Raw genomic sequence first — 23,528 nt, 5'->3', positions numbered from 1 at the left:
GGGGCGCGGGGCTACGGGGCGGGCAGCTCCGCGGCGAGCGCGGCCGCGCCCTGGACGAGCGGCAGCGCGAGCAGCCCGCCCGTGCCCTCGCCGACCGTCACACCGTGGTCCAGCAGCGGGGTGAGCGCCATGCGGTCCAGGGCCTTGGCCTGCCCCGGCTCACCGCTCGCCTGTCCGGCCAGCCACCAGTCCGGGGCGCGGAAGGCGACCCGCTGGGCGACCAGGGCGCAGGCCGCCGAGACGACGCCGTCCAGGATCACCGGCGTCCGGCGGACGGCCGACTGGAGCAGGAAGCCGGTCGCCGCGGTGAGGTCCGCACCGCCCACCGCGGCCAGCAGCCGCAGCTGGTCCCCGAGGACGGGACGGGCGCGCCGCAGCCCGTCCCGGACGGCGGCGCACTTGCGCATCCAGGTCAGATCGTCGATCCCGGTGCCGCCGCGGCCGGTCACGACCGAGGCGTCCGTGCCGCACAGCGCGCCGATGAGGATGCCGGCCGCCGTCGTGCCCCCGACGCTCAGGTCGCCCAGGACGACGAGGTCGGTACCCGCGTCCGCCTCCTCGTCGGCGACGGCCATGCCGACGAGGAAGGCGCGCTCGGCCTCCTCGACGCTCAGGGCGTCCTCGACGTCCGCGCGCCCGCTGGAGCGGCGCACCCGGTGCCGGGTGACCTCGGCGGGCAGTCCGGCGGGGTCGCAGTCCAGCGCCATGTCCACGATGCGCGTCGGCACCCCGGCCCGGCGGGCCAGGACGGCGCCCGGGCTGCTGCCCTCCAGCGCGGCGCGGACCAGGGTGTGGGCCGAGCCGGCGGGCCGGCCCGAGACACCGAGCTCGGCCAGCCCGTGGTCGCCGGCGAACACCACCATGCGGGGCCGCTCGACGGGCGCGACGGGCACCCGGCCCTGGGCCGCGGCGAGCCACTCGCCGATCTCGTCCAGCCGGCCGAGGGCGCCGCGCGCGAGCCCGGTGCGCAGCCGGCGCTCCTCCGCGTCCCGCCGGACGCCGCCGTCGGGCCGCTCGATGAGGTCGCCGAAGTCGTCCAGGTCCAGGCGGTCTTCGCTCATGGAAGGGGAGGTTACCCGGCGCGGGCCGGGGCTCCGGGGCCCGGGGCCGGGCCCCGCTCGCCCCGCGGCGGCCCGCGTCTCGCGCCTCCCCGCGGGCTGCGCCTCACATCCCGCCGCCCGCCCCTCCGCGCAGCACGACGGCGTTGCCCGCGACGACGAGGAGGGCGTGCTCGCACTCCGCGGCGAAGGCCGTGTTCAGCCGGCCCAGCTCGTCCCGGTAGCGGCGGCCCGCCGGCGTCGCCGGATGGACGCCCGAGCCGACCTCGTTGCTCACGGCGACGACCGTCCGGCTCGTCCCGCGCACCGCCCCCACCAGCTCCGCGACGCGCTCGTCGAGCCGCCGCCTGCCGCCCCGCGCCCAGGACTCGTCCGACCAGGCGTCGACGGCGTCCATCGCGTCCGTCAGCCACAGCGACAGGCAGTCGATGAGCAGCGGCGGCCCGTGGCGCTCCAGCAGCGGCACCAGATCGCAGGTCTCGACGGTGCGCCAGGAGGACGGCCGGCGCTCCCGGTGCGCGCTGACCCGCTCCGCCCAGTCCGCGTCGCCGTCCCGGGAGCCGCCCGTCGCGACGTAGAGGACGTCCGGGTGCGCGCTCAGCCGCCGCTCGGCCTCCACCGACTTGCCCGAGCGGGCGCCGCCCAGGACCAGTGTGCGGCGCGGCACCTCCGGGACGTCGTGGAAGTCCCCGGCCGCCAGAGTGGTGCCGTCCGGTTCGACGCGCGCCCCGGCCGCCGCCAGCCGCCGGTGCAGCTCGTCGCCGGGGGGCACGGTGTGGTCCACGTGGACGGCCAGCACGTCCGTCGTCGGGCCGACGACCCCGGCCGCCCGGAGCCGGGCCAGGGCCTCGGGGCGGCCCAGCACGTCCAGCAGCACCAGGTCGTAGGGGGCCTGCGCGTCCTCCAGCCCCGCCGGGGCCGTCCCCGGGGGGAGGTAGAGCAGCCGCTGCCCGTCGGGCCCGGTGACGGCGTATCCGGTGCCGGGCGAGTCCAGGGCGACGGCGTGGACGCGGTGCCCGCTGATCAGCGCCAGGTCCTGCCCGTCGGGCACCCGCACCGGCGCGGGAAGCCCGGCCGGCACCTCCACGGGCGGGCCGTCCTGCGGATGGGAGAGCAGCACCTGCCGCACCCCGTGCAGCGACCGCCCCGCCCGGGCGGCGGCGAAGGCGGGCCCCGGCGTGAGGTCGACGAGCAGGGTGCCGTCCACCAGCAGCGCCGTGGCGGCCCGGGCGCGGGTGCCGAGGGAGGCGGCGCACACGGCGCAGGGGCAGTCGGGCCGGGGGAGTCCGGCGGGTGCGCCGGTGCCGAGCAGAGTCACGTCCACGGGACGATCGTCTCGCGTCCCGTCCGGAACGGCGCGGGGACCCACGTCCTGACTCCCCCGGCCGGGGCTGCCGCGAGTACGCTGCGGGCAGGATCCGCATGATCTTCCGACGACCCCGGCGCCCAGGAGGCGGACATGGCATGGACGTGGCAGTTCGAGAAGGCGGACGGCACCAGCACGGAGCCCCCGGCCCCCGTCGAGGACTTCGCCACCCAGGGGGACGCGGAGTCCTGGGTCGGGGAGAACTGGAAGGACCTGCTGGAGGGCGGCGTCGACCAGGTGCGGCTCCTGGAGGACGGCACCGAGGTCTACGGGCCGATGAGCCTGCACGCGGCTGCGGAGTGACCCGGCCGGGCGGGCCCCTCAGGCCTCGCCCAGCCGCACCGTGACCCGGTGCTCGGCGCCGCCGCGGAGATAGCGGACCGGCACCCGGTCCCCCGGCCGGTGCCCCGCGAGCGCCTCCGCCAGGTCGACGACGTCCACGATCTCCTCGCCGTCGACCTCGACGACCAGGTCCCCGGGGCGCAGGCCCGCCGCGGCGGCGCCCCCGTCCTCCGCGACCTCGACGACGGAGGCCCCCGCGGGCTGGAAGTCCTCTCCCAGGACCGTGCGCACGGAGACGCCCAGTTCCGGCTTGTCCGCGTCCACGACCTTGCCGTGGCGGATCATCTGCCCGGCGAGGTCGCGGACGGTCGCCGCGGGGATGGCGAAGCCGATGCCCGGCGCCGGGGCCGCGCCGGACTGCGGGTCCCGCGCCGAGAGCGTCGGGATGCCGATGACCTGCCCGGCGAGGTTCACCAGGGCTCCGCCGCTGTTGCCGGGGTTGATCGCGGCCGAGGTCTGCACCATGTTGCCGATCGTGGCCCGCCCCTCACCCTCGCTCACCGAGCGGCCCACGGCCGAGACGATGCCCTGCGTGACGCTGGAGGAGAGCCCGAGCGGGTTCCCCATGGCGAGGACGATCTGTCCGACCTCCACCTGGGCCGACGCGCCGAAGGTGGCCGGGCGCAGGCGGCGCGGCGGGTCGGTGAGCCGGATGACGGCCAGGTCCTGGTCCTCGTGGGCGGCCACCAGCTCCGCCTTGAGCGGGCCCCCGCCCGTCGCGAGCGTCACCTCGAACGTCCGCGCGTCCCCGACCACGTGCGCGTTCGTCACGATGTGCCCCGCGGTGTCGTGGACGACGCCCGAGCCGAGCTGCTCGTCGGTGGTGATCTGCACGACGGACGGCAGGACGTCCTGCACGACCTGCTGGTACCGCTCCTGCAGCTCGTCCGGGTCCGACGGGGCGGGCGGCGGCGGGGACGGCGCGGGCGTGGCGGACGGCTCGGCACCGCCGGGGGAGCGCCCGGCCTCGGGCCCCTGGCCCGCGAGGCCGGAGCAGCCGGTGAGCGGCGTCGTGCCGCACAGCAGCGCCGCCACGCACAGCAGGGCGGCGCCCGCGCGGCTGGCGGCGGGGACGGCGGCGGCACGGGTCATGAGCGCAGTCTCGCCCCCGGCCCCGGGCGCCGCCGGTCGGCACCGTCGAACGGCCGATCCCGCACCGCCCGCCCGGGCCGGCCCGACGCACGACGACGGCGCCGGACCCGCCCCGTGCGGGGCGGCGACCGGCGCCGTCGTGGAAGGGGTGCCGAGGCCCGCGGCGCTTCACCCGCCGGAGGGAGCCGCGGGGAGCCGCGGGGAGCCGTGGTGCGGTGTGCTGGGCCGGAGGAGCGCGTCACATCCCGGGGATCAGACCGTCCTCGGTGAGCAGCGCGCGGACCTCCTCGATCGTCGCCCCCCGCTCCGGGAGGATCAGGTCGGAGGGCTCCAGCGCGGCGTCGGGCAGCGGTGCGCCGAGCCGGTGCACGGCGTCCAGCAGCGCGAGCAGCGTGCGGCGGAACCCCGGCTCGTCGCCGCCGTCCAGCTCCGCCTGCAGCTCGTCGTCCAGTTTGTCGAGCTCCGCCAGGTGCGAGTCGTCCAGCTTGACCTGGCCTTCGCCCATGATCCTTACGATCACGTCGTGCTCCTTCGTGCGGGGCCGGAAGCCGCGGCCGTCACTGCTTGTCGAACTTGGGCGTGTCCTGCGGCCGGGTCTGCTGCCCCTGATCCGCGGCACCGCCCTCGATGGCCTGCTGCCCGCCGCTGCCGCCGGCCAGCTCGGCCTTCATGCGTTCGAGCTCCAGCTCCACGTCGGAGCCGCCGGAGATGCGGTCCAGCTCGGCGCTGATGTCGTCCTTGGCCGTCCCCGTCGGGTCGTCCAGGGCACCGGAGGCCAGCAGCTCGTCGATCGCGCCCGCCCGGGCCTGGAGCTGCGCCGTGCGGTCCTCCGCGCGCTGCACCGCGAGCCCGACGTCGCCCATCTCCTCGGAGATGCCGGTGAAGGCCTCGCCGATCCGCGTCTGCGCCTGGGCCGCCGTGTACGTGGCCTTGATCGTCTCCTTCTTGGTACGGAACGCGTCGACCTTCGCCTGGAGCCGCTGCGCCGCCAGGGTGAGCTTCTCCTCCTCGCCCTGGAGCGTCTGGTGCTGCGTCTGCAGGTCGGTGACCTGCTGCTGCAGGGCGGCACGCCGCGTCAGCGCCTCCCGGGCCAGGTCCTCCCGGCCGAGCGACAGCGCCTTGCGGCTCTGCTCCTCCAGCTTCCCCGACTGCTGGTTGAGCTGGTTGAGCTGCAGCTCCAGCCGCTTGCGGGAGGTGGCGACGTCCGCGACGCCGCGCCGTACCTTCTGCAGCAGCTCCAGCTGCTTCTGGTAGGAGTAGTCGAGCGTCTCGCGCGGGTCCTCGGCCCGGTCCAGGGCCTTGTTGGCCTTCGCGCGGAACAGCATTCCCATCCGCTTCATGACACCGCTCATGGGCCTCGCGCGCCCCCTTCGTCGACGGACTCTTCGCCTCGGCATCCCTACAGAACCCACAGTACGGGCCCTGCTTCCATTACCGCACCGTCCTCGCCCCGATGAGCTCCTTCTCCAGGACGATCGTTGCCCGTGCGTCTCCCGCCAGGGGCGTAGACGCGGACTCGGGGCGCCCCCGTTCCACCGGATTCCGTCCGGTCCGGGCGCATCCCGGCGGGACCGCCCGGTTCCGCCCGGTCCCGGGGCCGCCGCCCACCCCGTCCCGCGGGCTCCCGCCCTCCCGCCGAGATCACCGTTGCGGGATCGTGCTCACGGCGGGTGGGGCGCACCCCCGGGCACGCCGTAGGCTTGGAGACGTGTTCCGAAGCCGTTCCAAGGAAGATCACTCCTCGGCCGCCGAGGCCGCCGAGGAGCTGACGCAGCGCGACCCGCAGGCGCCGAAGGGCCGCCCGACGCCCAAGCGCCGGGAGGCCCAGGCGCAGCGCCGGTCGCTGTCCAAGCCCCCGGCCAACCGCAAGGAGGCCGCGAAGCGGGCCCGCGAGGCGCGCCGGGCGGACATGGCCAAGCAGCGTGCGGCGCTGGCCACGGGTGACGAGCGCTACCTGCCCCCGCGCGACCGCGGCCCCACCCGCCGCTTCGCCCGGGACTACATCGACGCCAAGTGGCACATCGCCGAGTTCTTCCTGCCGATCGCCGTGCTCATCCTCGTGCTGAGCATCGTGCCGAACGTGCAGGCGAAGAACCTCTCGCTGGTGCTCTGGATGGGCGTCATCGCGATGATCGTGCTCGACTCGGTGGTCACCGCGCGGCGGCTCAAGAAGGCCCTGCGGGAGCGCTTCCCGGGGGAGAACCTGCGGGGCGTCACGATGTACGCCCTCATGCGCACGCTCCAGATGCGCCGCATGCGGCTGCCCAAGCCGCAGGTGGCCCGGGGTGAGACGCCGCGCCGCTGATGCCCGCTCCCGCTCAGGGCTTCGGCGAGGCGGCCGAGGCATGGCTCGGCGGTGTCGGCAGGCTGCGTGGCGCGGTGCGCCAGACCCTCGTCGCGCACCAGCTCGACGCCGAGCTGGCCGCCCGCTTCCCCGGCGGGCGGCGGCTGCGCGTTCTCGACGTCGGCGTGGGACAGGGCACCCAGACGGTGCGGCTGGCCCGGATGGGGCACCACGTCACCGGGCTCGACCTCGACCCGCGCATGCTGGAGGCCGCCCGCGACGCACTGGCCGCCGAGCCGGTGGACGTCCGGGGCCGCGTCCGGCTGCTGGCCGGGGACGCCCGGGAGACCGGCGCCCGGTTCGCTCCGGGCTCCTTCGACGCCGTGCTCTGCCACGGCGTGCTGATGTACGTGGAGGAGCCGGGGCCGCTGCTGGCGGGCCTGGCCAGGGTGCTGGCCCGTGGCGGGCTGCTGTCCCTGGTGGTGCGCAACGCCGACGCGCTCGCCCTGCGGCCGGGGCTCCGTGGCGACTGGGAGGCGGCGCTGGCGGCCTTCGACGACCCGCACTACACGAACCGGCTGGGCATCGCCGCACGGGCCGACCGGCTGTCCACCCTCACGGCGGCGCTCGCGGGCACCGGGGCCCCGCTGCGCGCCTGGTACGGCGTGCGGCTCTTCACCGACCTGGCGCCCGACGAGGCCGTGCCGCCGTCGGGGGAGGAGCTGGAGCGCCTGCTCGCCGCGGAGGAGCGGGCCGGGCGGACCGACCCCTACCGCGGCGTGGCCGCGCTGCTGCACGTCTGCGCGACGCGCGACTGACGCCCGCCCCACAGGGCGCCCCCGGTGCCGGGGGCTGCGCTTGCCGGCCCTGCGCCTTCGCGCGGACCTCCCCAGCGCAGCCGCCCGGGCCCGGGGTTCACGGCAGGGCGAGCATGCGCTCCAGGGCGAGCTTGGCGAACTTCTCCGTTTCGGGGTCGACCTGGATGCGGTTGACCATGGTCCCGTTCGCCAGCGACTCCAGCGCCCACACCAGGTGGGGCAGGTCGATGCGGTTCATCGTCGAGCAGAAGCAGACCGTCTTGTCGAGGAAGACGATCTCCTTGCCGTCCGCGGCGTAACGGTTCGCCAGCCGCCGTACGAGGTTCAGCTCGGTGCCGATGGCCCACTTCGAGCCGGCCGGCGCCGCGTCGAGCGTCCTGATGATGTACTCCGTGGAGCCCACGTAGTCGGCCGCGGCGACGACCTCGTGCTTGCACTCGGGGTGGACCAGGACGTTCACGCCGGGTATCCGCTCGCGGACGTCCTTCACCGAGTCGAGCGAGAAGCGGCCGTGCACCGAGCAGTGGCCGCGCCACAGGATCATCTTCGCCGCCCGCAGCTCCTCCGGGCTCAGCCCGCCGTTCGGCTTGTGGGGGTTGTAGACGACGCAGTCGTCCAGCGACATCCCCATGTCGCGCACGGCGGTGTTGCGTCCGAGGTGCTGGTCGGGGAGGAAGAGGACCTTCTCGCCGTTCTCGAAGGCCCAGTCCAGCGCGCGGCGCGCGTTGGAGGAGGTGCAGATGGTGCCGCCGTGGCGGCCGGTGAAGGCCTTGATGTCCGCGGAGGAGTTCATGTACGAGACGGGGACCGTGACGTCGGCCACCCCGGCCTCGCTCAGCACGTCCCAGCACTCGGCGACCTGCTCGGCCGTCGCCATGTCCGCCATCGAGCAGCCGGCCGCCAGGTCGGGGAGGACGACCTGCTGGTCGTCGGTGGTGAGGATGTCGGCGGACTCGGCCATGAAGTGCACACCGCAGAACACGATGTACTCGGCCTGCGGGCGGGCCGCGGCGTCCCGGGCGAGCTTGAAGGAGTCGCCGGTCACGTCGGCGAACTGGATCACTTCGTCGCGCTGGTAGTGGTGCCCGAGAACGAAGACCCGCTCGCCCAGCCGCTCCTTGGCCGCGCGGGCGCGCTCCACCAGGTCCGGGTCGGAGGGAGCCGGGAGGTCGCCGGGGCACTCGACGCCGCGCTCGCTCTTCGGGTCGGCCTCCCGGCCGAGGAGCAGCAGGGCCAGCGGCGTGGGCTGGACGTCCAGTGACTGCGCTGGGTTCACGTTTGTTCACTCCTCTTGGCGAATCCGGGCGCCTTGGAAGCTGACGGCACGCACCCTTGATTCAGGGCCGCCCTGGGCGGGCGACCCCTGCCTCGTCTTCTGGTCTGACTCGGTTTCTCGTCTAACTGACGCAATCCCATGATAACCGGTTCGTGTCAGTGTGACGATGCAGCAGGCCTGCGATGTGACGCACGCCCCGTCCCCGACACCCGATCCCTGCCGCCGGGTCGTGACCGAGTGCGGCACGGTGTGCGAGCATGAAGGCGGAATGAGCGGAAGATGATGACCCCGCACCGGAATGAATCCGGCAGCCCGCCTGTTCCCCAGGTGGCAGAGCAGTCCGTACAACCCGGGAGAGAAGCAGATGTCCGTATCGGACGAGACGGCTACGACGACTGACGGCATCATCCTGTCCGACGCCGCGGCGTCGAAGGTCAAGACCCTGCTGGAGCAGGAGGGCCGGGACGATCTGGCGCTGCGCGTCGCCGTTCAGCCGGGCGGCTGCTCGGGTCTGCGCTACCAGCTCTTCTTCGACGAGCGTTCCCTCGACGGGGACGTCGTGAAGGACTTCGACGGTGTGAAGGTCGTCACCGACCGGATGAGTGCCCCGTACCTCAACGGCGCCTCGATCGACTTCGTCGACACCATCGAGAAGCAGGGCTTCACGATCGACAACCCGAACGCCACCGGCTCCTGCGCCTGCGGCGACTCCTTCAGCTGAGTGAGCCCGCGTGCCGCCCGGCCCCGCACGGGGGCGGGCCCGCGGAGCGTGACGACGGAGGGCGGCTCCCCGAGTGGGGGCCGCCCTCCGTCGTGCTCGCGTCGGCGCCAGCCCCGCGCCGTCCGCCCCGCGCCGTCGCCCGGCGCCGGGAGTCCGACGCGGGGCGCGGACCGCTCAGCGGCGCGGAATCGTCCGGCCCCCGGCGTCGACGACCGTGCGTTCGCCGACCGGCTCGTCCAGGGACACCGTGACGCTCGTCTCCTTGGCGACGAGGATGCAGGGCTGCCCGGGCTCGGCCGGGGTCGCGGCCACCGTCACCCGCACCCGGTCCGCCGTCTCCTCGGCCTCGGCCGCGTAGACGCCGCACACCCCGCCCATGAAATGCAGGGTCAGCGCGCGGTCGCTCGCGCTGTAGCCCTCCACCGTCATGCCCATGCGGGGCGGCTCCACGTCCGGGTCGGCCGGAGGCACGAAGCCGGGCTCCAGGCCGCCGTCGCCTTTCGGCGGCGCGGGCGGGACGGGGTCCGTCGTGGGCGGCGCGCTGGGGCGCGGGTCGGGCCGCTCGCCGGGCGCGGGGGCACCCGAGGGCTCGTCCGGGTTCCCCGGGGCGCCCGGGCTCCCTTCGCCGCCGGCCGCGACGGCGATGTCCGCCGGCTCCAGGGCGGGGAAGGTCACGGCGCGGCCCGGCGCCCCGCCGTCGTCCGCCAGCTCGAACCGCCACGACGGCACGAGCACCGGCTCGCCGCGGGAGTGCCGGGCGGCGAGCACGAACTCGGCGTCCGTGACGAGCAGCTCGTCCCGCCCCGCCGAGGGCTCCATCCGCTGCGCCGGGCAGGGCGTCGTCACGCAGTGCACCGCCACCGGAACCCCGCGCTCGCTCATCACCCGCAGGGTCTCCTCGGCGTCCAGCACCGCGTACGTGGTGCCCGCCCGCGCGGTGGCCAGGTGGCCCTCCGCCCGGACGACGCGCCCGTCGGCCCCGACCGACACGGTGGTCCGCCAGGCGTGTGTGGGCACCTCGTCCAGCACCGGGTCCGCCTCCACGAGCCGCAGCGCGCCCCGTGTCCCGGCGGCCTGCGTCCGCGCCTCGCCCAGGCCCGCGGCCTCCAGCACCGGGGCGGCGATCTCCTCGGCCTCCTCGGGGGAGACCGGCGGCGTGATGGGCGCGGACGGCGCCCGCCCGGGGGACGTCGCGGTGCCGTCGTACGAGGGCACGCCCTCGCCCTTCAGCCCGCCCTTGTCGTCGCCCTGGGGCGTGTGGTGGACGAAGGACCAAGCGCCGCCGTCCCGCTCGCGCACCCGCAGGGCGGGGCCCGTGCCGTCGGTGCCGTCGGCGGCCACCCAGGAGCCGTGCTCGCGCTCCGGTTCCGCGGTGATGCCGAGCGAGCGGGCGAGATCCGTCACCGTCTCCCTGTCCACCTGCCCGGTGGGGCGGTACACCGTGGCCCGCCCCGGGCCACGCGGGAGCTCGCCCTCGGCGCGGAAGGCGGGCACGGACGCGGCGGCCGCCTCCGGGTAGCCGTCCAGCTCCAGCGGGTCGGGCTCGCCCGCGGCCGCGGCGTCCGGCTGCGCGCCGCCCGAGGGGCCGCCCTGCCCGGCGGCCACGACCGCGCCGCCACCGACCAGCAGCACCGCGACGGCCACCATCGCGGTGACCAGCCGCCTTCTGCCGGGCCTCTCCGGCATGTCGTCGGGGTGCGGTTCTGTGTCCACCGTGCTCACCGCATCGCTCCTTCGGCTCCGCCCTGCGCTGACGCGGGTGGGACGTGCCGAGGAGCGGACCGGTTCCGCTTCCGGCGGGGCTTCCGGCCGCTCGGGGCTCCGCGCGGGGGTGCTGGCCGGGCCTTTCGGCGGAGCCGGTCAGTCGCCGTAGTCGGACATCCCGTCCAGCAGCCGGCTGGAGCGGTCGGGGACCCGTACGCCGTGCAGCGGCTCGGCGGGCTTGCGCGACTCCGTGGCCGCCGCGGAGCGGGACGTCCAGCGCCCGGCCATCCGCGCGCAGTCGCCCCGCAGCTCGTCGAGGGACTCCGGCTCGGGCGTGCCGGATGTGGTCGAGGGTGCCCTGTCCTTGGTCATGAGACGACGGTAGCCAGCAATCGGAGGTCGGGTAAGACCTACTTTCGGGTAGTAATCGCCAGTAGGTACATCTGCTGCGAAGTTCCCTCGAACGGGTAGCGTGAAGCGACCGCCCAACCGACTCCGCCACGACAGGAGCAGCCCGCCGTGCGCATCGCCGTCTCCGGCTCCATCGCCACCGATCACCTGATGACCTTCCCCGGTCGATTCGCCGACCAGCTGGTCGCGGAGCAGTTGCACACCGTCTCCCTGTCCTTCCTCGTGGACACCCTCGACGTCCGCCGCGGGGGCGTCGCGGCCAACATCTGCTTCGGCATGGGGCAGCTCGGCGCCCGTCCGGTCCTCGTCGGCGCGGCCGGTGAGGACTTCGCCGAGTACAGCGCCTGGCTGGAGCGGCACGGCGTGGACACCGAGTCCGTGCGGATCTCCGAGGTGCTGCACACGGCCCGCTTCGTCTGCACCACCGACACCGACCACAACCAGATCGGCTCCTTCTACACCGGGGCCATGAGCGAGGCCCGGCTCATCGAGCTCCACGCCGTCGCCGAGCGTGTGGGCACCCTGGACCTGGTGCACATCGGCGCCGACGACCCGGAGGCGATGTTCCGGCACACCGAGGAGTGCCGGAACCGCGGCATCCCCTTCGCCGCCGACTACTCGCAGCAGCTCGCCCGCATGGACGGCGACGAGATCCGCGAGCTCACCGACGGCGCCGCCTACCTCTTCGCCAACGAGTACGAGGCCGCGCTCATCGAGCGGAAGACCGGCTGGTCCGCGGAGGAGCTGCTCACCCGGGTCGGCACCCGCGTCACCACCCTGGGCGCCCGCGGTGTGCGGATCGAGCGCAAGGGCGAGCCGGCCGTCGAGGTGGGCTGCCCGGAGGAGGAGCGCAAGGCCGACCCGACGGGCGTCGGCGACGCCTTCCGGGCCGGCTTCCTCTCCGGCCTCGCCTGGGGCGTGAGCCTGGAGCGGGCGGCCCAGGTCGGCTGCATGCTGGCGACCCTGGTCATCGAGACCATCGGCACCCAGGAGTACGCGCTCAGCCGCGATCACTTCATGGAGCGCTTCACCAAGGCCTACGGCTCCGACGCCGCCGCCGAGGTCCAGGCCAACCTGGCCTGACGTCCCGGCCACGGGCAGGGGATCAGCGGCGGCGGACCCGGTACTCCGTCCCCTCGGCGCCGAGGAACTCCTGCCCGCGCATCTCGCACCACGCCGGGATGTCCAGCCGGGCGGCCTCGTCGTCGGAGAGCACGGTGACGACGCCGCCCACCGGCACCCGGTCGATCACCTTGGCCAGCTCGATCACCGGGATCGGGCAGCGCTTGCCCAGCGCGTCCACGGTGACCGACGCGCCGGAGGGCGCCGGGGCGGGCCCGGCCAGTGCGGCCTCCCGCGGCTTCAGCCGGTCCCGCACGGAGCGGACGGCCCCCGGGAGCGCCCGCAGGAAGGCCTCCACCTCCTCCGCTGTCGTCCCCCGGGGGAGGGACACCCGGACGTTCCCCTCCGACAGGACGCCCATCGCACGCAGCACATGGCTCGGGGTCAGGGTGCTGGACGTGCACGAGGAGCCGGAGGACACCGAGAACCCGGCCTCGTCCAGCGCGTGCAGGAGCGCCTCGCCGTCCGCGTAGAGGCAGGAGAAGGTCACGATGTGCGGCAGCCGGCGCAGCGGATCGCCCACGACCTCCACGTCCCCGACGCGTTCGGGCACCGCCTGCCGGATGCGGTCCACCAGCGGACGCAGCCGCTCCGCCTCCGCCGCCGCCTCGGCCTGCACCGCCCGCAGCGAGGCCGCGGCGGCCACGATGGCGGGAAGGTTCTCGAAGCCCGGCGCCCGCCCGGACTCCCGCTCGTCCCGCGGCCCGGGCGGAGCGAAGCGGACGCCCTTGCGCACCGCGAGCAGTCCCACCCCGCTCGGCCCGCCCCACTTGTGCGCGCTGGCGGCCAGCAGTGCCCAGTCCCCGCCGACCTGACCCCATGCCAGGGACTGGGCGGCGTCCACCAGCAGGGGTACGTCCGCCTCCCGGCAGGCGGCGGCCACCTCGGCCACCGGCTGGACGGTGCCCACCTCGTGGTTGGCGGACTGCAGACAGGCCAGCGCGGTGGCCTCCCCGGGCCCAGGGCCCCCCGGACGGAGCAAGCCGGCGAACTTCTCCGGGACGGCGCGGCCGCCGCGGTCCACCGGCGCCTCGGTCACCGTCCCGCCGTCCGCCTCGTGCCGTTCGGCGGCGTGCAGGACGGCCGAGTGCTCGACGGCCGAGACCAGCAGGTGCCGCCCCGCCCGGCGCCGCCCGGCCAGCACACCGGCCACCCCGGTGTGCAGGGCGTGGGTGCCCGAAGGAGTGAAGACCACCTCGTCCGGGCGGCAGCCCACCGACTCGGCGGCCGACTCCCGGGCCGCGTCCAGCAGCAGCCTGGCCCGCCGCCCCTCGCGGTGCAGCCGCGCCGGGTCGGCCCAGCCCTCGTCGAGCGCGGCGAGCAACGCCTGCCGGGCCAGGGGGTGCAGGGGGGCGGCGGATGCGGCGTCGAAGTAGGGCACGGGCAAAACCTAACCCGCCCAGAGGCCGCCGCCGGGCCCCCGCACCGGGGCATTCCACCCCTTCGGAGGGAGCGGCGGCGCGTTACCCACCCTCCCCGCACGCCTCCAGATCGTGTCCAGTAGGGTTTGGTCCGCATAAACATCCAAACCCTGCCCGCGCCAGGGCCGGCGCCCGGTCACCAGGTCCGCGCCCGGCTGAGCGGGCGAGACTCTCGGGAAGGCGCTACGTGAGTCCCAACGGCTCCGACCTCCCCCACGAGCGCCTGGAGGCGCCCGCGGGTGGTTCCCCCCGGTCGCGGCGCCCGATGCGGCGGATCCTGCCGCCGGCGCTGTCCGCGGTCCTGGTCCTGGCGACCGCAACCGGTTGCACATCAGAGGACCTCCCCCGCCTCGGCATGCCCACTCCCGTCACGGAGGAGGCGCCGCGCATCCTCTCCCTGTGGCAGGGGTCGTGGGCCGCTGCCCTCGCCGTCGGCGTGCTGGTGTGGGGGCTGATCCTGTGGAGCGTCATCTTCCACCGGCGCTCCCGCACCAAGGTCCAGGTGCCCACACAGACCCGGTACAACATGCCCATCGAGGCGCTGTACACCGTGGTCCCGCTCCTCATGGTCTCGGTGCTCTTCTACTTCACGGCTCGTGACGAGACCGAGCTGCTGGAGACCTCCGACAAGCCCGACCACGTCGTCAACGTCGTCGGCTACCAGTGGAGCTGGGGCTTCAACTACCTGGAGGACGTGGACGGCGACCCGTCCACCGACAACCGGGACGCCGAGGAGCTCGCCGGTATCCCCGACCGGATGATGGAGGCCGTTCCCGAGGGCGCCGAGGGCGTGCACGTGGCGGGCATCCCGGGCGACCGGAACCCGCAGACGGGCAACCCCGGCCCCACGCTGTGGCTGCCCAAGGGCGAGACGGTCCAGTTCGTCCTCACCTCGCGGGACGTCATCCACTCCTTCTGGGTGGTGCCGTTCCTGATGAAGCAGGACGTGATCCCCGGCCACACCAATGTCTTCGAGGTGACCCCCAACAAGGAGGGCACCTTCCTCGGCAAGTGCGCCGAGCTGTGCGGTACGGACCACGCTCGGATGCTGTTCAACGTCAAGGTCGTCTCCCCTGAGCGCTACCAGCAGCACTTGGAGGAACTGGCCGAGCAGGGCAACACCGGCTATCTGCCTGCGACGATCGAGCAGTCGGAAGCGGCCAAGAATGCGGAGACGAACAACCCGTGAGCATCCTCAACGAACCCCAGGGTGCCGCCGCGGCAGACGACTCATATGAGAACGAGCTGCCCGTGCGGCGCAAGCAGCCAGGCAACGTCGTGGTCAAGTGGCTGACGACCACCGACCACAAGACGATCGGCACGCTCTACCTCGTCACGTCGTTCGTCTTCTTCATCATCGGCGGCGTCATGGCGCTCATCATGCGCGCCGAGCTGGCCCGTCCGGGCACGCAGATGGTGTCGAACGAGCAGTTCAACCAGCTCTTCACCATGCACGGCACGGTGATGCTCCTGATGTTCGCGACTCCGCTCTTCGCGGGCTTCGCGAACTGGATCATGCCCCTGCAGATCGGCGCGCCCGACGTGGCGTTCCCGCGGCTGAACATGCTGGCCTACTGGTTCTACCTGTTCGGCTCCTCGATCGCGGTGGGCGGCTTCCTCACGCCGAACGGTGCGGCCAGCTTCGGCTGGTTCGCCTACACGCCGCTGTCGAGCGTGGAGCACTCGCCGGGGGTCGGCGCCGACATGTGGATCGTCGGTCTGGCCCTCTCCGGCTTCGGCACGATCCTCGGTGCGGTCAACTTCATCACGACGATCATCTGCATGCGCGCTCCGGGCATGACGATGTTCCGCATGCCGATCTTCACCTGGAACGTGCTGCTCACCGGTGTGCTGGTGCTGCTGGCCTTCCCGGTGCTCGCCGCGGCCCTCTTCGGCCTGATGGTGGACCGCACCTTCGGGGCGCACATCTTCGACCCGGCCAACGGCGGGGCGCTGCTGTGGCAGCACCTGTTCTGGTTCTTCGGTCACCCCGAGGTGTACATCATCGCGCTGCCGTTCTTCGGCATCGTCTCGGAGATCGTGCCGGTCTTCTCCCGCAAGCCGCTCTTCGGCTACATCGGCCTCATCGGCGCCACGATCGCGATCGCCGGCCTCTCGGTGACGGTGTGGGCCCACCACATGTACGTCACCGGCGGTGTGCTGCTGCCGTTCTTCTCCTTCATGACCTTCCTCATCGCGGTTCCGACCGGTGTGAAGTTCTTCAACTGGATCGGCACCATGTGGAAGGGCTCGCTCAGCTTCGAGACCCCGATGCTGTGGACCGTCGGCTTCCTGATCACCTTCCTCTTCGGTGGTCTGACCGGCGTCATCCTGGCCTCGCCGCCGATGGACTTCCACGTCTCCGACTCCTACTTCGTGGTGGCCCACTTCCACTACGTGGTGTTCGGCACCGTGGTCTTCGCGATGTTCGCCGGCTTCCACTTCTGGTGGCCGAAGTTCACCGGCAAGATGCTGGACGAGCGGCTCGGCAAGATGACGTTCTGGACGCTGTTCGTCGGCTTCCACGGCACCTTCCTGGTGCAGCACTGGCTCGGCGCCGAGGGCATGCCCCGCCGGTACGCCGACTACCTCGCGGCCGACGGCTTCACCGCGCTGAACACCATCTCGACGATCAGTTCGTTCCTGCTCGGCGCGTCGATGCTGCCGTTCTTCTACAACGTCTGGAAGACGGCGAAGTACGGCGAGAAGGTCGGAGTCGACGACCCGTGGGGCTACGGCCGTTCGCTTGAGTGGGCGACGTCCTGCCCGCCGCCGCGGCACAACTTCCTCACCCTGCCGCGGGTGCGCTCGGAGTCGCCTGCGTTCGATCTGCACCACCCGGAGATCGCGGCGCTCGACCAGTTGCAGAACCACATCGCCGAGGAGGCCCCGGCCTCCATCGCCGGCGGCGCATCGGGTGCGAAGGAGACCGGCAAGTGAAGATCCAGGGCAAGATGTTCATCTGGCTGGCCCTCTTCATCCTGGCCATGGCCATCATCTACGGCATGTGGTCGAAGGAGCCGGTCGGCACCACCGCGCTGTTCATGGCCTTCGGCCTGAGCATCATGGTGGGCTACTACCTGGCGTTCACCGCCCGGCGGGTGGACACGGGTGCCGGGGACCGGGAGGACGCGGACGTCGCGGACGACGCGGGCGAGCTGGGCTTCTTCAGCCCGCACAGCTGGCAGCCGCTCGCCCTCGGGCTCGGCAGCGCGTTCGCCTTCCTGAGCCTCGTCTTCGGCTGGTGGCTCATGTGGATCTCCGCACCGGTCATCCTCGTGGGCCTGTTCGGCTGGGTGTTCGAGTACTACCACGGTGAGAACCAGAACCAGTGAGACACCGTGAGGCCGTGCTCGGTGCGCCGAACACGTGAGCGCGGCCGCGTGAAAGTCAAGGGTCACCCCCGGAGTGTTCTCCGGGGGTGACCCGTTTGTACGCGCTGAACGCGCCCGTTCTGCCCAGTCTTCATACGTTCTAAGCCATGAGGCACGGGACGCATGGATCGCAACGAATCATCCGAAGCGGCGCGGTACTGCTGGCCTCGGCGGTGGTACTGACGGCCTGCGGGGACTCCTCGCACCCGCTCGGCGGGAAGCCGTACGACGCCGCGGACCAGGTCGCCGTCAGCGCGGGCGGAAAGGCCACGGCGGTGACGGCCGCGGGCGGGAAGACCCGGCGCACGATCGACGCCGACAAGCCACTGGAGGTCTCCGCCACCGGTGACGAGGGCCGGATAACCGACGTCGTCGTCGTCGACGACGAGGGCCGCCACGTCCGCGGGGAACTGTCGGCCGACGGCACCCGCTGGCGCAACACCACCCCGCTCGCCGCCGGTGCGACGTACACGGTGAAGGTCGGCACGGAGAACGAGGACGGCCATCCCGGCCGCACCACCTCCGCCTTCCGCACCCGCGAGGCGCCCGAGGACAAGCGCCTGGAGGTGACCCTCGGCCCGGAGGCCGGCACCTACGGCGTCGGCCAGCCGATCACCGCGGAGCTGAGCAGGAAGGTCGGGAAGGCCGAACAGCGGCGGATCGTCGAACGGGCCCTGCGGGTCACCTCCACGCCCGAGGTCACCGGCTCCTGGCACTGGGTCGACGACAAGAAGCTGCACTACCGGCCCAAGGAGTACTGGCCGACGAACGCCAGAATATCCGTGGAGAGCCGGCTGGAGGGCATCCAGGTCCGCAAGGGCCTCTACGGCGGCGAGAGCGAGCCGCTCGCCCTCAGGACGGGAGACCGGGTGGAGGCCGTCGCCGACGCCCAGTCACTCCAGATGACGGTCAAGCGCAACGGCGAGGTGGTGAAGACCTTCCCCATCACCACCGGCAAGGCCGGCTTCCGCACCCGCAACGGCACCAAGGTCATCCTCGCCCGCCAGTCCTTCGTCCGGATGACCAGCACCAGCATCGGCATCGGCCCCGGCAGCTCCGAGTACTACGACATGCCCGTCCACTGGGCCACCCGGCTGACCTGGAGTGGTGAGTACGTCCACGCGGCGCCCTGGTCGGCCGGCTCGCACGGCTCCGCCAACGTCAGCCACGGCTGCACCGGGATGAGCACCGCCAACGCCCGCTGGTTCTTCAACAACGTCCGCCAGGGAGACCTGGTCACCCACGTCAACACCGAGGGCACCGACATGCCCGCCTTCGGCAACGGCTTCGGGGACTGGAACCTCACCTGGGAGGAGTGGCGGAAGGGCAGCTCCCTCCACCGTGCCGTCCAGGAGGCGGGGCCGGACACCAGCGGCGGCGCGGGCCGCCTGCGCCCCCGGGTGTGACGCCGCCCCGGGTTCCCCGTGCCGCACAGGGGCGCGGGGAACCGCAGGGCCTCCGCCGGGGAGGTTCTGCGCGAAGGCGCCGGGCCGGCGAGCGCAGCCCCCGGCACCGGGCTCCGCCTGCGAAGGGGGCGCCCGGTGCCCCGCGCATCGCACGCGTCAGGCGGCGTTGCCGGCCTTCTGGCCGCGCAGCAGACCGGCCAGCGCGTCGGCCAGCGCCACCGGGTCCACCGGATGGGCGGTGACGGCGTCGGCGCGGCTCCAGGAGGCCAGCCAGGCGTCCTGCCGCCGCCCGATCAGCAGCAGCACGGGCGGGCAGTCGAAGATCTCGTCCTTGATCTGCCGGCACACGCCCATGCCGCCCGCGGGGGTGGCCTCGCCGTCCAGGATGCAGACGTCGACACCGCCCGCGTCGAGAGCGCTGATCACGGCCGGCAGCGTGGCGCACTCGAGGTACTCCACCGAAGGCGCGTCCGCCGCGGGCCGTCGCCCGGCCGCCAGCCGCACCTGCTCGCGGGTGCTCACGTCATCGCTGTAGACCAGCACCGTGGCCGTCGGCTGCATCGTTCCTCCGCGTTCGTATCCGCCGTGACAGGCTGAGGCGGGTCGTGTGGACAGGGCTGAAGAGGTGGTGCTCGGTACGTCGCGTGTACTGCGTGCGTGCCCGGGATGCTACTCCCTCACCCACGCGGCGGGCACCACTTCGGACGGCCCCGGGAACCGGCGCGTTCCCCGGGTTCGTCCTGCCCACGGGGGCGGACACACCGAACTGGACCCCCCGAAGTGAGGACGGAATAAGCGACCGACATAATGTCGGTCGTGGCGACAGCAACAGCAGTAGAAACCGGGCACGCGCACCCGTCGGTCAACCGGCCGAACCTCACCAGTGTCGGAACGATCATCTGGCTCAGCTCCGAGCTGATGTTCTTCGCGGCGCTCTTCGCGATGTACTTCACCGCTCGTTCGGTGATGGGCGCGGAGTTCTGGACGGAGAAGGCGGATGCGCTCAATCTCCCCTTCGCGGCGGCCAACACCACCATCCTGGTGCTCTCCTCACTCACCTGTCAGATGGGTGTGTTCGCGGCCGAGCGCGGGGACGTGAAGAAGCTCCGTTCGTGGTTCGTGATCACGTTCGTGATGGGCGCCGTCTTCATCGGCGGCCAGATCGTGGAGTACGTGGAGCTCGTCAAGCACGAGGGCCTGTCCCTCTCCTCCGACCCCTACGGCTCGGTGTTCTACATGACCACCGGCTTCCACGGGCTCCATGTCACCGGTGGCCTGATCGCGTTCCTGTTCGTCCTCGGCAGGACGTACATGGCGCGGCGGTTCACCCACCACCAGGCGACCGCGGCCATCGTCGTGTCCTACTACTGGCACTTCGTCGACGTCGTCTGGATCGGCCTCTTCGCCACGATCTACCTGATCAAGTAGTCGGGCCGCGGGCCTGGCACAGCAGAGCCAAAGACATCGACGCAGAAGATCCTGACACCGGGGTAATCCGTGAAAAAGCTCTCCGCACGACGGCGCCATCCGCTGGCGGCGATCGTCGTTCTACTCTTCGCGCTGGCGGCCACCGGGGGGCTGTACGCCGCGTTCGCTCCCGCCGGCGAGGCGAAGGCCGATGAGACGGCCGCCGCCCAGTCCCTCGCCATCGAGGAGGGCGAGAAGCTCTACGCCGTCGGCTGCGCAAGCTGCCACGGCACCGGTGGCCAGGGCACCAGCGACGGCCCGAGCCTCGTCGGCGTCGGCGCCGCCGCGGTCGACTTCCAGGTCGGCACCGGCCGCATGCCCATGCAGGCCCCGGGTGAGCAGGCGCCCCCGAAGCCGGTGATGTACACGCAGGCCCAGATCGACCAGCTCGCGGCCTACGTCGCCTCGCTCGGCCCCGGCCCCGCCGTTCCGACCAAGGAGCAGTACGACCCCGCCGGGCTCAGTGCCGAGGAGATCGCCAACGGCGGTGTCCTGTTCCGCACGAACTGCGCGCAGTGCCACAACTTCACCGGCGAGGGCGGCGCCCTGACGGACGGCAAGTACGCTCCGGACCTCACGGACGTCGAGCCGAAGTACCTCTACGAGGCCATGCAGACCGGCCCGCAGAACATGCCCTCCTTCCCGGACACGGTCCTCCCGACCGAGGAGAAGAAGGAGATCATCGCCTACCTGGCCAAGGTCAACTCCTCCGAGGCCGCGACCCCGGGCGGGTACAAGCTCGGTGGCTTCGGCCCCGTCGCCGAGGGTCTGTTCGCCTGGGCCGTCGGTCTGCCCGTCCTGGTCGGTATCACCGTCTGGATCGCGGCCCGGAACGCTAAGGCCAGGAAGTCATGAGTAGCGAGACTGGACCACACGAGAACGTGTCAGACGACAAGAACCTGCCCTCCGCGCGGGACCCCCACGGGGCCGAGACGGAGCCGGCACACACCAACCCGTTCGCCGACCCCGGACTGCCGCCGCACGACGAGCGCATCCAGGACATCGACGAGCGCGCGGCCAAGCGCTCCGAGCGCACCGTGGCCCTGCTGTTCACCCTGTCGATGCTGGCGACGGTCGGCTTCATCGTCTCCTACGCGATGATCCCGGTCGACAAGCTCGTCTACATCTTCCCGCTGGGCCACATCAACGCGCTGAACTTCGCGCTGGGCACGACGCTGGGCGTGGCGCTGTTCGCCATCGGCGCCGCCACCGTGCACTGGTCCCGGACGCTGATGAGCGGCGCCGAGATCGTGCAGGACCGCTACCCGATCGGCGCGGACGACACCGTCAAGCAGTCGGCCCTCGCCGACCTCGCCGTCGGCGTCAAGGACTCGCAGTTCGGCCGTCGCAGGCTGCTCCGCAACACCATGTTCGGCGCGCTGGCCCTCGTGCCGCTCTCCGGCGTCGTGCTGCTCGGCAGCCTCGGCCCGGCGCCGGGCACCAAGCTGCGGCACACCGCCTGGCAGCGCGGCAAGCGTCTCGTCAACGAGAACACCTCGGAGCCGCTGCGCCCCGAGGACATCACCGTGGGCTCGCTGACCTTCGCCATGCCCGAGGGGCTGGAGCACGACTCGCACGAGTTCCAGAGGGAGATCGCCAAGGCGGCGCTCATGCTCGTCCGGCTGGAGCCGGAGGACATCAAGGACCAGCAGGAACTCGAGTGGTCCTATGAGGGCGTGGTCGCGTACTCCAAGATCTGCACCCACGTGGGCTGCCCGGTCAGCCTCTACGAGCAGCAGACGCACCACGTGCTGTGCCCCTGTCACCAGTCCACGTTCGACCTCGCCGACGGCGCGCGCGTCATCTTCGGGCCCGCCGGCCACCCGCTGCCGCAGCTGCGCATCGGGGTGGACGACGAGGGATTCCTGACGGCGCTGGACGACTTCGCCGAGCCCGTCGGACCGAGCTTCTGGGAGCGCGGATGAGTAACGCAGCCGACAACGTCCGGCCCCGGCCGGAGGCCCCACGGGGCGAGCGCATCGCGGACTGGGCCGACGGCCGACTCGGCATCTACGGTGCCGCCAAGAAGAACGTCCGGAAGGTCTTCCCGGACCACTGGTCGTTCCTCCTGGGCGAGATCGCGCTCTACTCGTTCATCATCATCATCCTGACCGGCGTCTACCTGACGCTGTTCTTCAAGCCCTCCATGGCCGAGGTCCACTACGAGGGCTCCTACGTGCCGATGCAGGGCGTGCTGATGTCGGAGGCCTTCGCCTCCACACTGGAGATCAGCTTCGACGTCCGCGGTGGTCTGCTCGTCCGGCAGATCCACCACTGGGCGGCGCTGATCTTCCTCGTCGCCATGTTCGTGCACATGATGCGGGTGTTCTTCACCGGAGCGTTCCGCAAGCCGCGCGAGCTGAACTGGCTGTTCGGCTTCCTCCTGTTCGTCCTGGGCATGTTCACCGGTTTCACCGGCTACTCGCTCCCGGACGACCTGCTCTCCGGTACCGGCATCCGCTTCATGAGCGGCGCCATCCTCGCCGTCCCGGTCGTCGGCACCTACCTGGCGATGTTCCTCTACGGCGGCGAGTTCCCGGGCACGGACATCATCCCGAGGTTCTTCGCGATCCACGTGCTGCTGCTGCCGGGCATCATGCTGGGCCTCGTCGTGGCCCACATCCTGCTGCTCGTCTACCACAAGCACACCCATTACCCCGGCCCCGGCCGCACGAACTCCAACGTCGTCGGGTTCCCCTTCATGCCGGTGTACATCGCCAAGGCCGGCGGCTTCTTCTTCCTGGTCTTCGGCATCATCGCGCTCATCTCCGCGCTGTTCCAGATCAACCCCGTGTGGGTGATCGGGCCCTACCGGCCGGACCAGGTGTCCACCAACGCCCAACCCGACTGGTACATGGGCTTCTCCGAGGGCCTCATCCGCGTGATGCCAGGCTGGGAGTGGGTCATCCCGACGGGCCACACCATCAACTTCGGTGTGTTCGTACCGTTGATGATCTTCCCGCTGGTCCTGGTCAGCCTCGCCCTGTACCCGTTCTTCGAGTCCTGGGTCACCAAGGACAAGCGCGAACACCACCTGCTGGACCGTCCGCGCAACGCTCCGACGCGTACCGCGTTCGGCGTCGCCTGGATCAGCTGGTACTTCGTCATGCTGGTCGGCGGTGGCAACGACCTGTGGGCGATCTTCTTCGACCTGTCGATCAACTCGATCACCTGGTTCGTCCGCATCGGCTTCTTCGTGGTGCCGGTCCTGGTGTTCATCGCGACGCGCCGCATCTGTCTCGGCCTGCAGCGCCGGGACCGGGACAAGGTGCTCCACGGCCGCGAGACCGGCATCATCAAGCGCCTGCCGCACGGTGAGTTCGTCGAGGTGCACGAGCCGCTCTCGCAGGAGCAGCTCCACCTGCTCACCCAGCACGAGCAGATGAAGCCGGCCGAGCTGCCGCCGCCCGTCGACGAGAACGGCGTCAAGCGCAAGATCGGTCCGGTCGAGCGGCTGCGGATCCGCGTCAGCCGGGGCTACTTCGGCCCCCACGCGCAGATCCCCAAGCCGACGCCCAAGGAGTACCAGGAGATCATGTCCGGACACGGGCACCACTGATCTCAGCAGCGGCCACAGCAGGGCCCCGCTCGCCGTCCTCGTCCGGACGGTGGACGGGGCCCTGTGGCCTTCCCGCGGGCCGCTAGTGTGGGTGATCGCGGCGTCGC

23 protein-coding genes are annotated in these 23,528 nt (G+C 72.3%); 13 read left to right on the top strand and 10 right to left on the bottom strand.

Annotation, left to right across the window (positions count from 1 at the left end):
• Nucleotides 1-11 precede the first annotated feature (11 nt).
• Together O7609_RS04110 and O7609_RS04105 are read right to left on the bottom strand one after the other, a co-directional pair.
• Complete coding sequence (locus O7609_RS04110; protein ID WP_269733534.1) at nt 12-1,061, bottom strand: nicotinate-nucleotide--dimethylbenzimidazole phosphoribosyltransferase; 1,050 nt, start codon at nt 1,059-1,061, stop codon at nt 12-14.
• A gap of 103 nt (nt 1,062-1,164) precedes the next feature.
• The gene (locus tag O7609_RS04105) at nt 1,165-2,382 is read right to left on the bottom strand and encodes a bifunctional adenosylcobinamide kinase/adenosylcobinamide-phosphate guanylyltransferase (RefSeq protein WP_269733533.1); all 1,218 of its coding nucleotides are present in this window, start codon (nt 2,380-2,382) and stop codon (nt 1,165-1,167) included.
• A 135-nt stretch (nt 2,383-2,517) separates the two neighbouring features.
• Between O7609_RS04105 and O7609_RS04100 the strand changes: the two genes are divergently transcribed.
• On the top strand, nt 2,518-2,727 hold the full coding sequence (locus tag O7609_RS04100) for a hypothetical protein (protein WP_269733532.1): 210 nt from the start codon (nt 2,518-2,520) through the stop codon (nt 2,725-2,727).
• Nucleotides 2,728-2,745: 18 nt separating this feature from the next.
• Here O7609_RS04100 and O7609_RS04095 read toward each other — a convergent pair whose 3' ends face one another.
• The 3 genes from O7609_RS04095 to O7609_RS04085 form a co-directional block, all read right to left on the bottom strand.
• Nucleotides 2,746-3,858: a S1C family serine protease gene (locus O7609_RS04095; RefSeq protein WP_269733531.1), complete on the bottom strand. Its 1,113-nt coding sequence runs from the start codon at nt 3,856-3,858 to the stop codon at nt 2,746-2,748.
• A gap of 238 nt (nt 3,859-4,096) precedes the next feature.
• Entirely contained in the window at nt 4,097-4,378 is a 282-nt protein-coding gene (gene pspAA / locus O7609_RS04090; protein ID WP_269733530.1) for a PspA-associated protein PspAA, read from the bottom strand.
• A gap of 37 nt (nt 4,379-4,415) precedes the next feature.
• Entirely contained in the window at nt 4,416-5,210 is a 795-nt protein-coding gene (locus O7609_RS04085) for a PspA/IM30 family protein (RefSeq protein WP_269733529.1), read from the bottom strand.
• A 356-nt stretch (nt 5,211-5,566) separates the two neighbouring features.
• Between O7609_RS04085 and O7609_RS04080 the strand changes: the two genes are divergently transcribed.
• Both O7609_RS04080 and O7609_RS04075 read left to right on the top strand, forming a co-directional pair.
• On the top strand, nt 5,567-6,163 hold the full coding sequence (locus O7609_RS04080; RefSeq protein ID WP_269733528.1) for a DUF3043 domain-containing protein: 597 nt from the start codon (nt 5,567-5,569) through the stop codon (nt 6,161-6,163).
• Nucleotides 6,163-6,960 carry a class I SAM-dependent methyltransferase gene (locus O7609_RS04075; RefSeq protein WP_269733527.1) on the top strand — a complete coding sequence of 266 codons (798 nt, stop codon included), beginning with the start codon at nt 6,163-6,165 and terminating at the stop codon, nt 6,958-6,960. Before O7609_RS04080 ends, O7609_RS04075 begins: the two co-directional genes overlap by 1 nt.
• A gap of 97 nt (nt 6,961-7,057) precedes the next feature.
• Here O7609_RS04075 and nadA read toward each other — a convergent pair whose 3' ends face one another.
• A complete protein-coding gene (gene nadA / locus O7609_RS04070) occupies nt 7,058-8,236 on the bottom strand; it encodes a quinolinate synthase NadA (protein WP_269733526.1) in 1,179 nt (392 codons plus the stop codon).
• Between the two features lie 364 nt (nt 8,237-8,600).
• Between nadA and erpA the strand changes: the two genes are divergently transcribed.
• Complete coding sequence (gene erpA / locus O7609_RS04065; protein WP_219092425.1) at nt 8,601-8,957, top strand: iron-sulfur cluster insertion protein ErpA; 357 nt, start codon at nt 8,601-8,603, stop codon at nt 8,955-8,957.
• Nucleotides 8,958-9,131: 174 nt separating this feature from the next.
• On the opposite strand, the gene O7609_RS04060 is transcribed toward erpA, so the two are convergent.
• Together O7609_RS04060 and O7609_RS04055 are read right to left on the bottom strand one after the other, a co-directional pair.
• The gene (locus tag O7609_RS04060; RefSeq protein ID WP_269733525.1) at nt 9,132-10,679 is read right to left on the bottom strand and encodes a hypothetical protein; all 1,548 of its coding nucleotides are present in this window, start codon (nt 10,677-10,679) and stop codon (nt 9,132-9,134) included.
• Between the two features lie 138 nt (nt 10,680-10,817).
• On the bottom strand, nt 10,818-11,033 hold the full coding sequence (locus O7609_RS04055; protein ID WP_269733524.1) for a hypothetical protein: 216 nt from the start codon (nt 11,031-11,033) through the stop codon (nt 10,818-10,820).
• 147 nt (nt 11,034-11,180) lie between these two features.
• Between O7609_RS04055 and O7609_RS04050 the strand changes: the two genes are divergently transcribed.
• Nucleotides 11,181-12,155, top strand: a complete 975-nt coding sequence (locus tag O7609_RS04050) for a carbohydrate kinase family protein (protein ID WP_269733523.1) — start codon at nt 11,181-11,183, stop codon at nt 12,153-12,155.
• A gap of 22 nt (nt 12,156-12,177) precedes the next feature.
• Here O7609_RS04050 and O7609_RS04045 read toward each other — a convergent pair whose 3' ends face one another.
• A complete protein-coding gene (locus tag O7609_RS04045) occupies nt 12,178-13,575 on the bottom strand; it encodes a cysteine desulfurase/sulfurtransferase TusA family protein (protein WP_269733522.1) in 1,398 nt (465 codons plus the stop codon).
• Between the two features lie 227 nt (nt 13,576-13,802).
• On the opposite strand from O7609_RS04045, the gene ctaC reads away from it, so the two are divergent.
• From ctaC to O7609_RS04025, 4 genes are all read left to right on the top strand, one after another.
• The gene (gene ctaC / locus O7609_RS04040) at nt 13,803-14,804 is read left to right on the top strand and encodes an aa3-type cytochrome oxidase subunit II (RefSeq protein ID WP_269733521.1); all 1,002 of its coding nucleotides are present in this window, start codon (nt 13,803-13,805) and stop codon (nt 14,802-14,804) included.
• Nucleotides 14,801-16,555, top strand: coding sequence for an aa3-type cytochrome oxidase subunit I (ctaD, locus tag O7609_RS04035; RefSeq protein ID WP_269733520.1), 1,755 nt, complete (start codon nt 14,801-14,803; stop codon nt 16,553-16,555). Before ctaC ends, ctaD begins: the two co-directional genes overlap by 4 nt.
• Nucleotides 16,552-16,950, top strand: a complete 399-nt coding sequence (locus tag O7609_RS04030) for a cytochrome c oxidase subunit 4 (RefSeq protein WP_269733519.1) — start codon at nt 16,552-16,554, stop codon at nt 16,948-16,950. The genes ctaD and O7609_RS04030 overlap by 4 nt, the downstream gene beginning before the upstream one ends.
• Nucleotides 16,951-17,096: 146 nt before the next feature.
• The gene (locus tag O7609_RS04025; protein ID WP_269733518.1) at nt 17,097-18,395 is read left to right on the top strand and encodes a L,D-transpeptidase; all 1,299 of its coding nucleotides are present in this window, start codon (nt 17,097-17,099) and stop codon (nt 18,393-18,395) included.
• Between the two features lie 156 nt (nt 18,396-18,551).
• On the opposite strand, the gene O7609_RS04020 is transcribed toward O7609_RS04025, so the two are convergent.
• Nucleotides 18,552-18,956: a hypothetical protein gene (locus tag O7609_RS04020; protein WP_269743089.1), complete on the bottom strand. Its 405-nt coding sequence runs from the start codon at nt 18,954-18,956 to the stop codon at nt 18,552-18,554.
• 246 nt (nt 18,957-19,202) lie between these two features.
• Here O7609_RS04020 and ctaE point away from each other — a divergent pair, with 246 nt between their 5' ends.
• From ctaE to qcrB, 4 genes are all read left to right on the top strand, one after another.
• Nucleotides 19,203-19,823 (top strand): aa3-type cytochrome oxidase subunit III, encoded by a 621-nt coding sequence (ctaE, locus tag O7609_RS04015; protein ID WP_219092416.1) that lies wholly within the window; start codon nt 19,203-19,205, stop codon nt 19,821-19,823.
• Between the two features lie 69 nt (nt 19,824-19,892).
• Nucleotides 19,893-20,717 (top strand): cytochrome bc1 complex diheme cytochrome c subunit, encoded by an 825-nt coding sequence (qcrC, locus tag O7609_RS04010; protein ID WP_269733516.1) that lies wholly within the window; start codon nt 19,893-19,895, stop codon nt 20,715-20,717.
• On the top strand, nt 20,714-21,787 hold the full coding sequence (gene qcrA / locus O7609_RS04005; RefSeq protein WP_269733515.1) for a cytochrome bc1 complex Rieske iron-sulfur subunit: 1,074 nt from the start codon (nt 20,714-20,716) through the stop codon (nt 21,785-21,787). Before qcrC ends, qcrA begins: the two co-directional genes overlap by 4 nt.
• Nucleotides 21,784-23,421, top strand: coding sequence for a cytochrome bc1 complex cytochrome b subunit (gene qcrB, locus O7609_RS04000; protein WP_269733514.1), 1,638 nt, complete (start codon nt 21,784-21,786; stop codon nt 23,419-23,421). Before qcrA ends, qcrB begins: the two co-directional genes overlap by 4 nt.
• The last annotated feature ends 107 nt before the right edge of the window (nt 23,422-23,528 follow it).

It is taken from the genome of Streptomyces sp. WMMC1477 (genome assembly GCF_027460245.1).
GTDB lineage: Bacteria > Actinomycetota > Actinomycetes > Streptomycetales > Streptomycetaceae > Streptomyces.
This window is presented reverse-complemented; position numbering and strand designations above follow the sequence as displayed.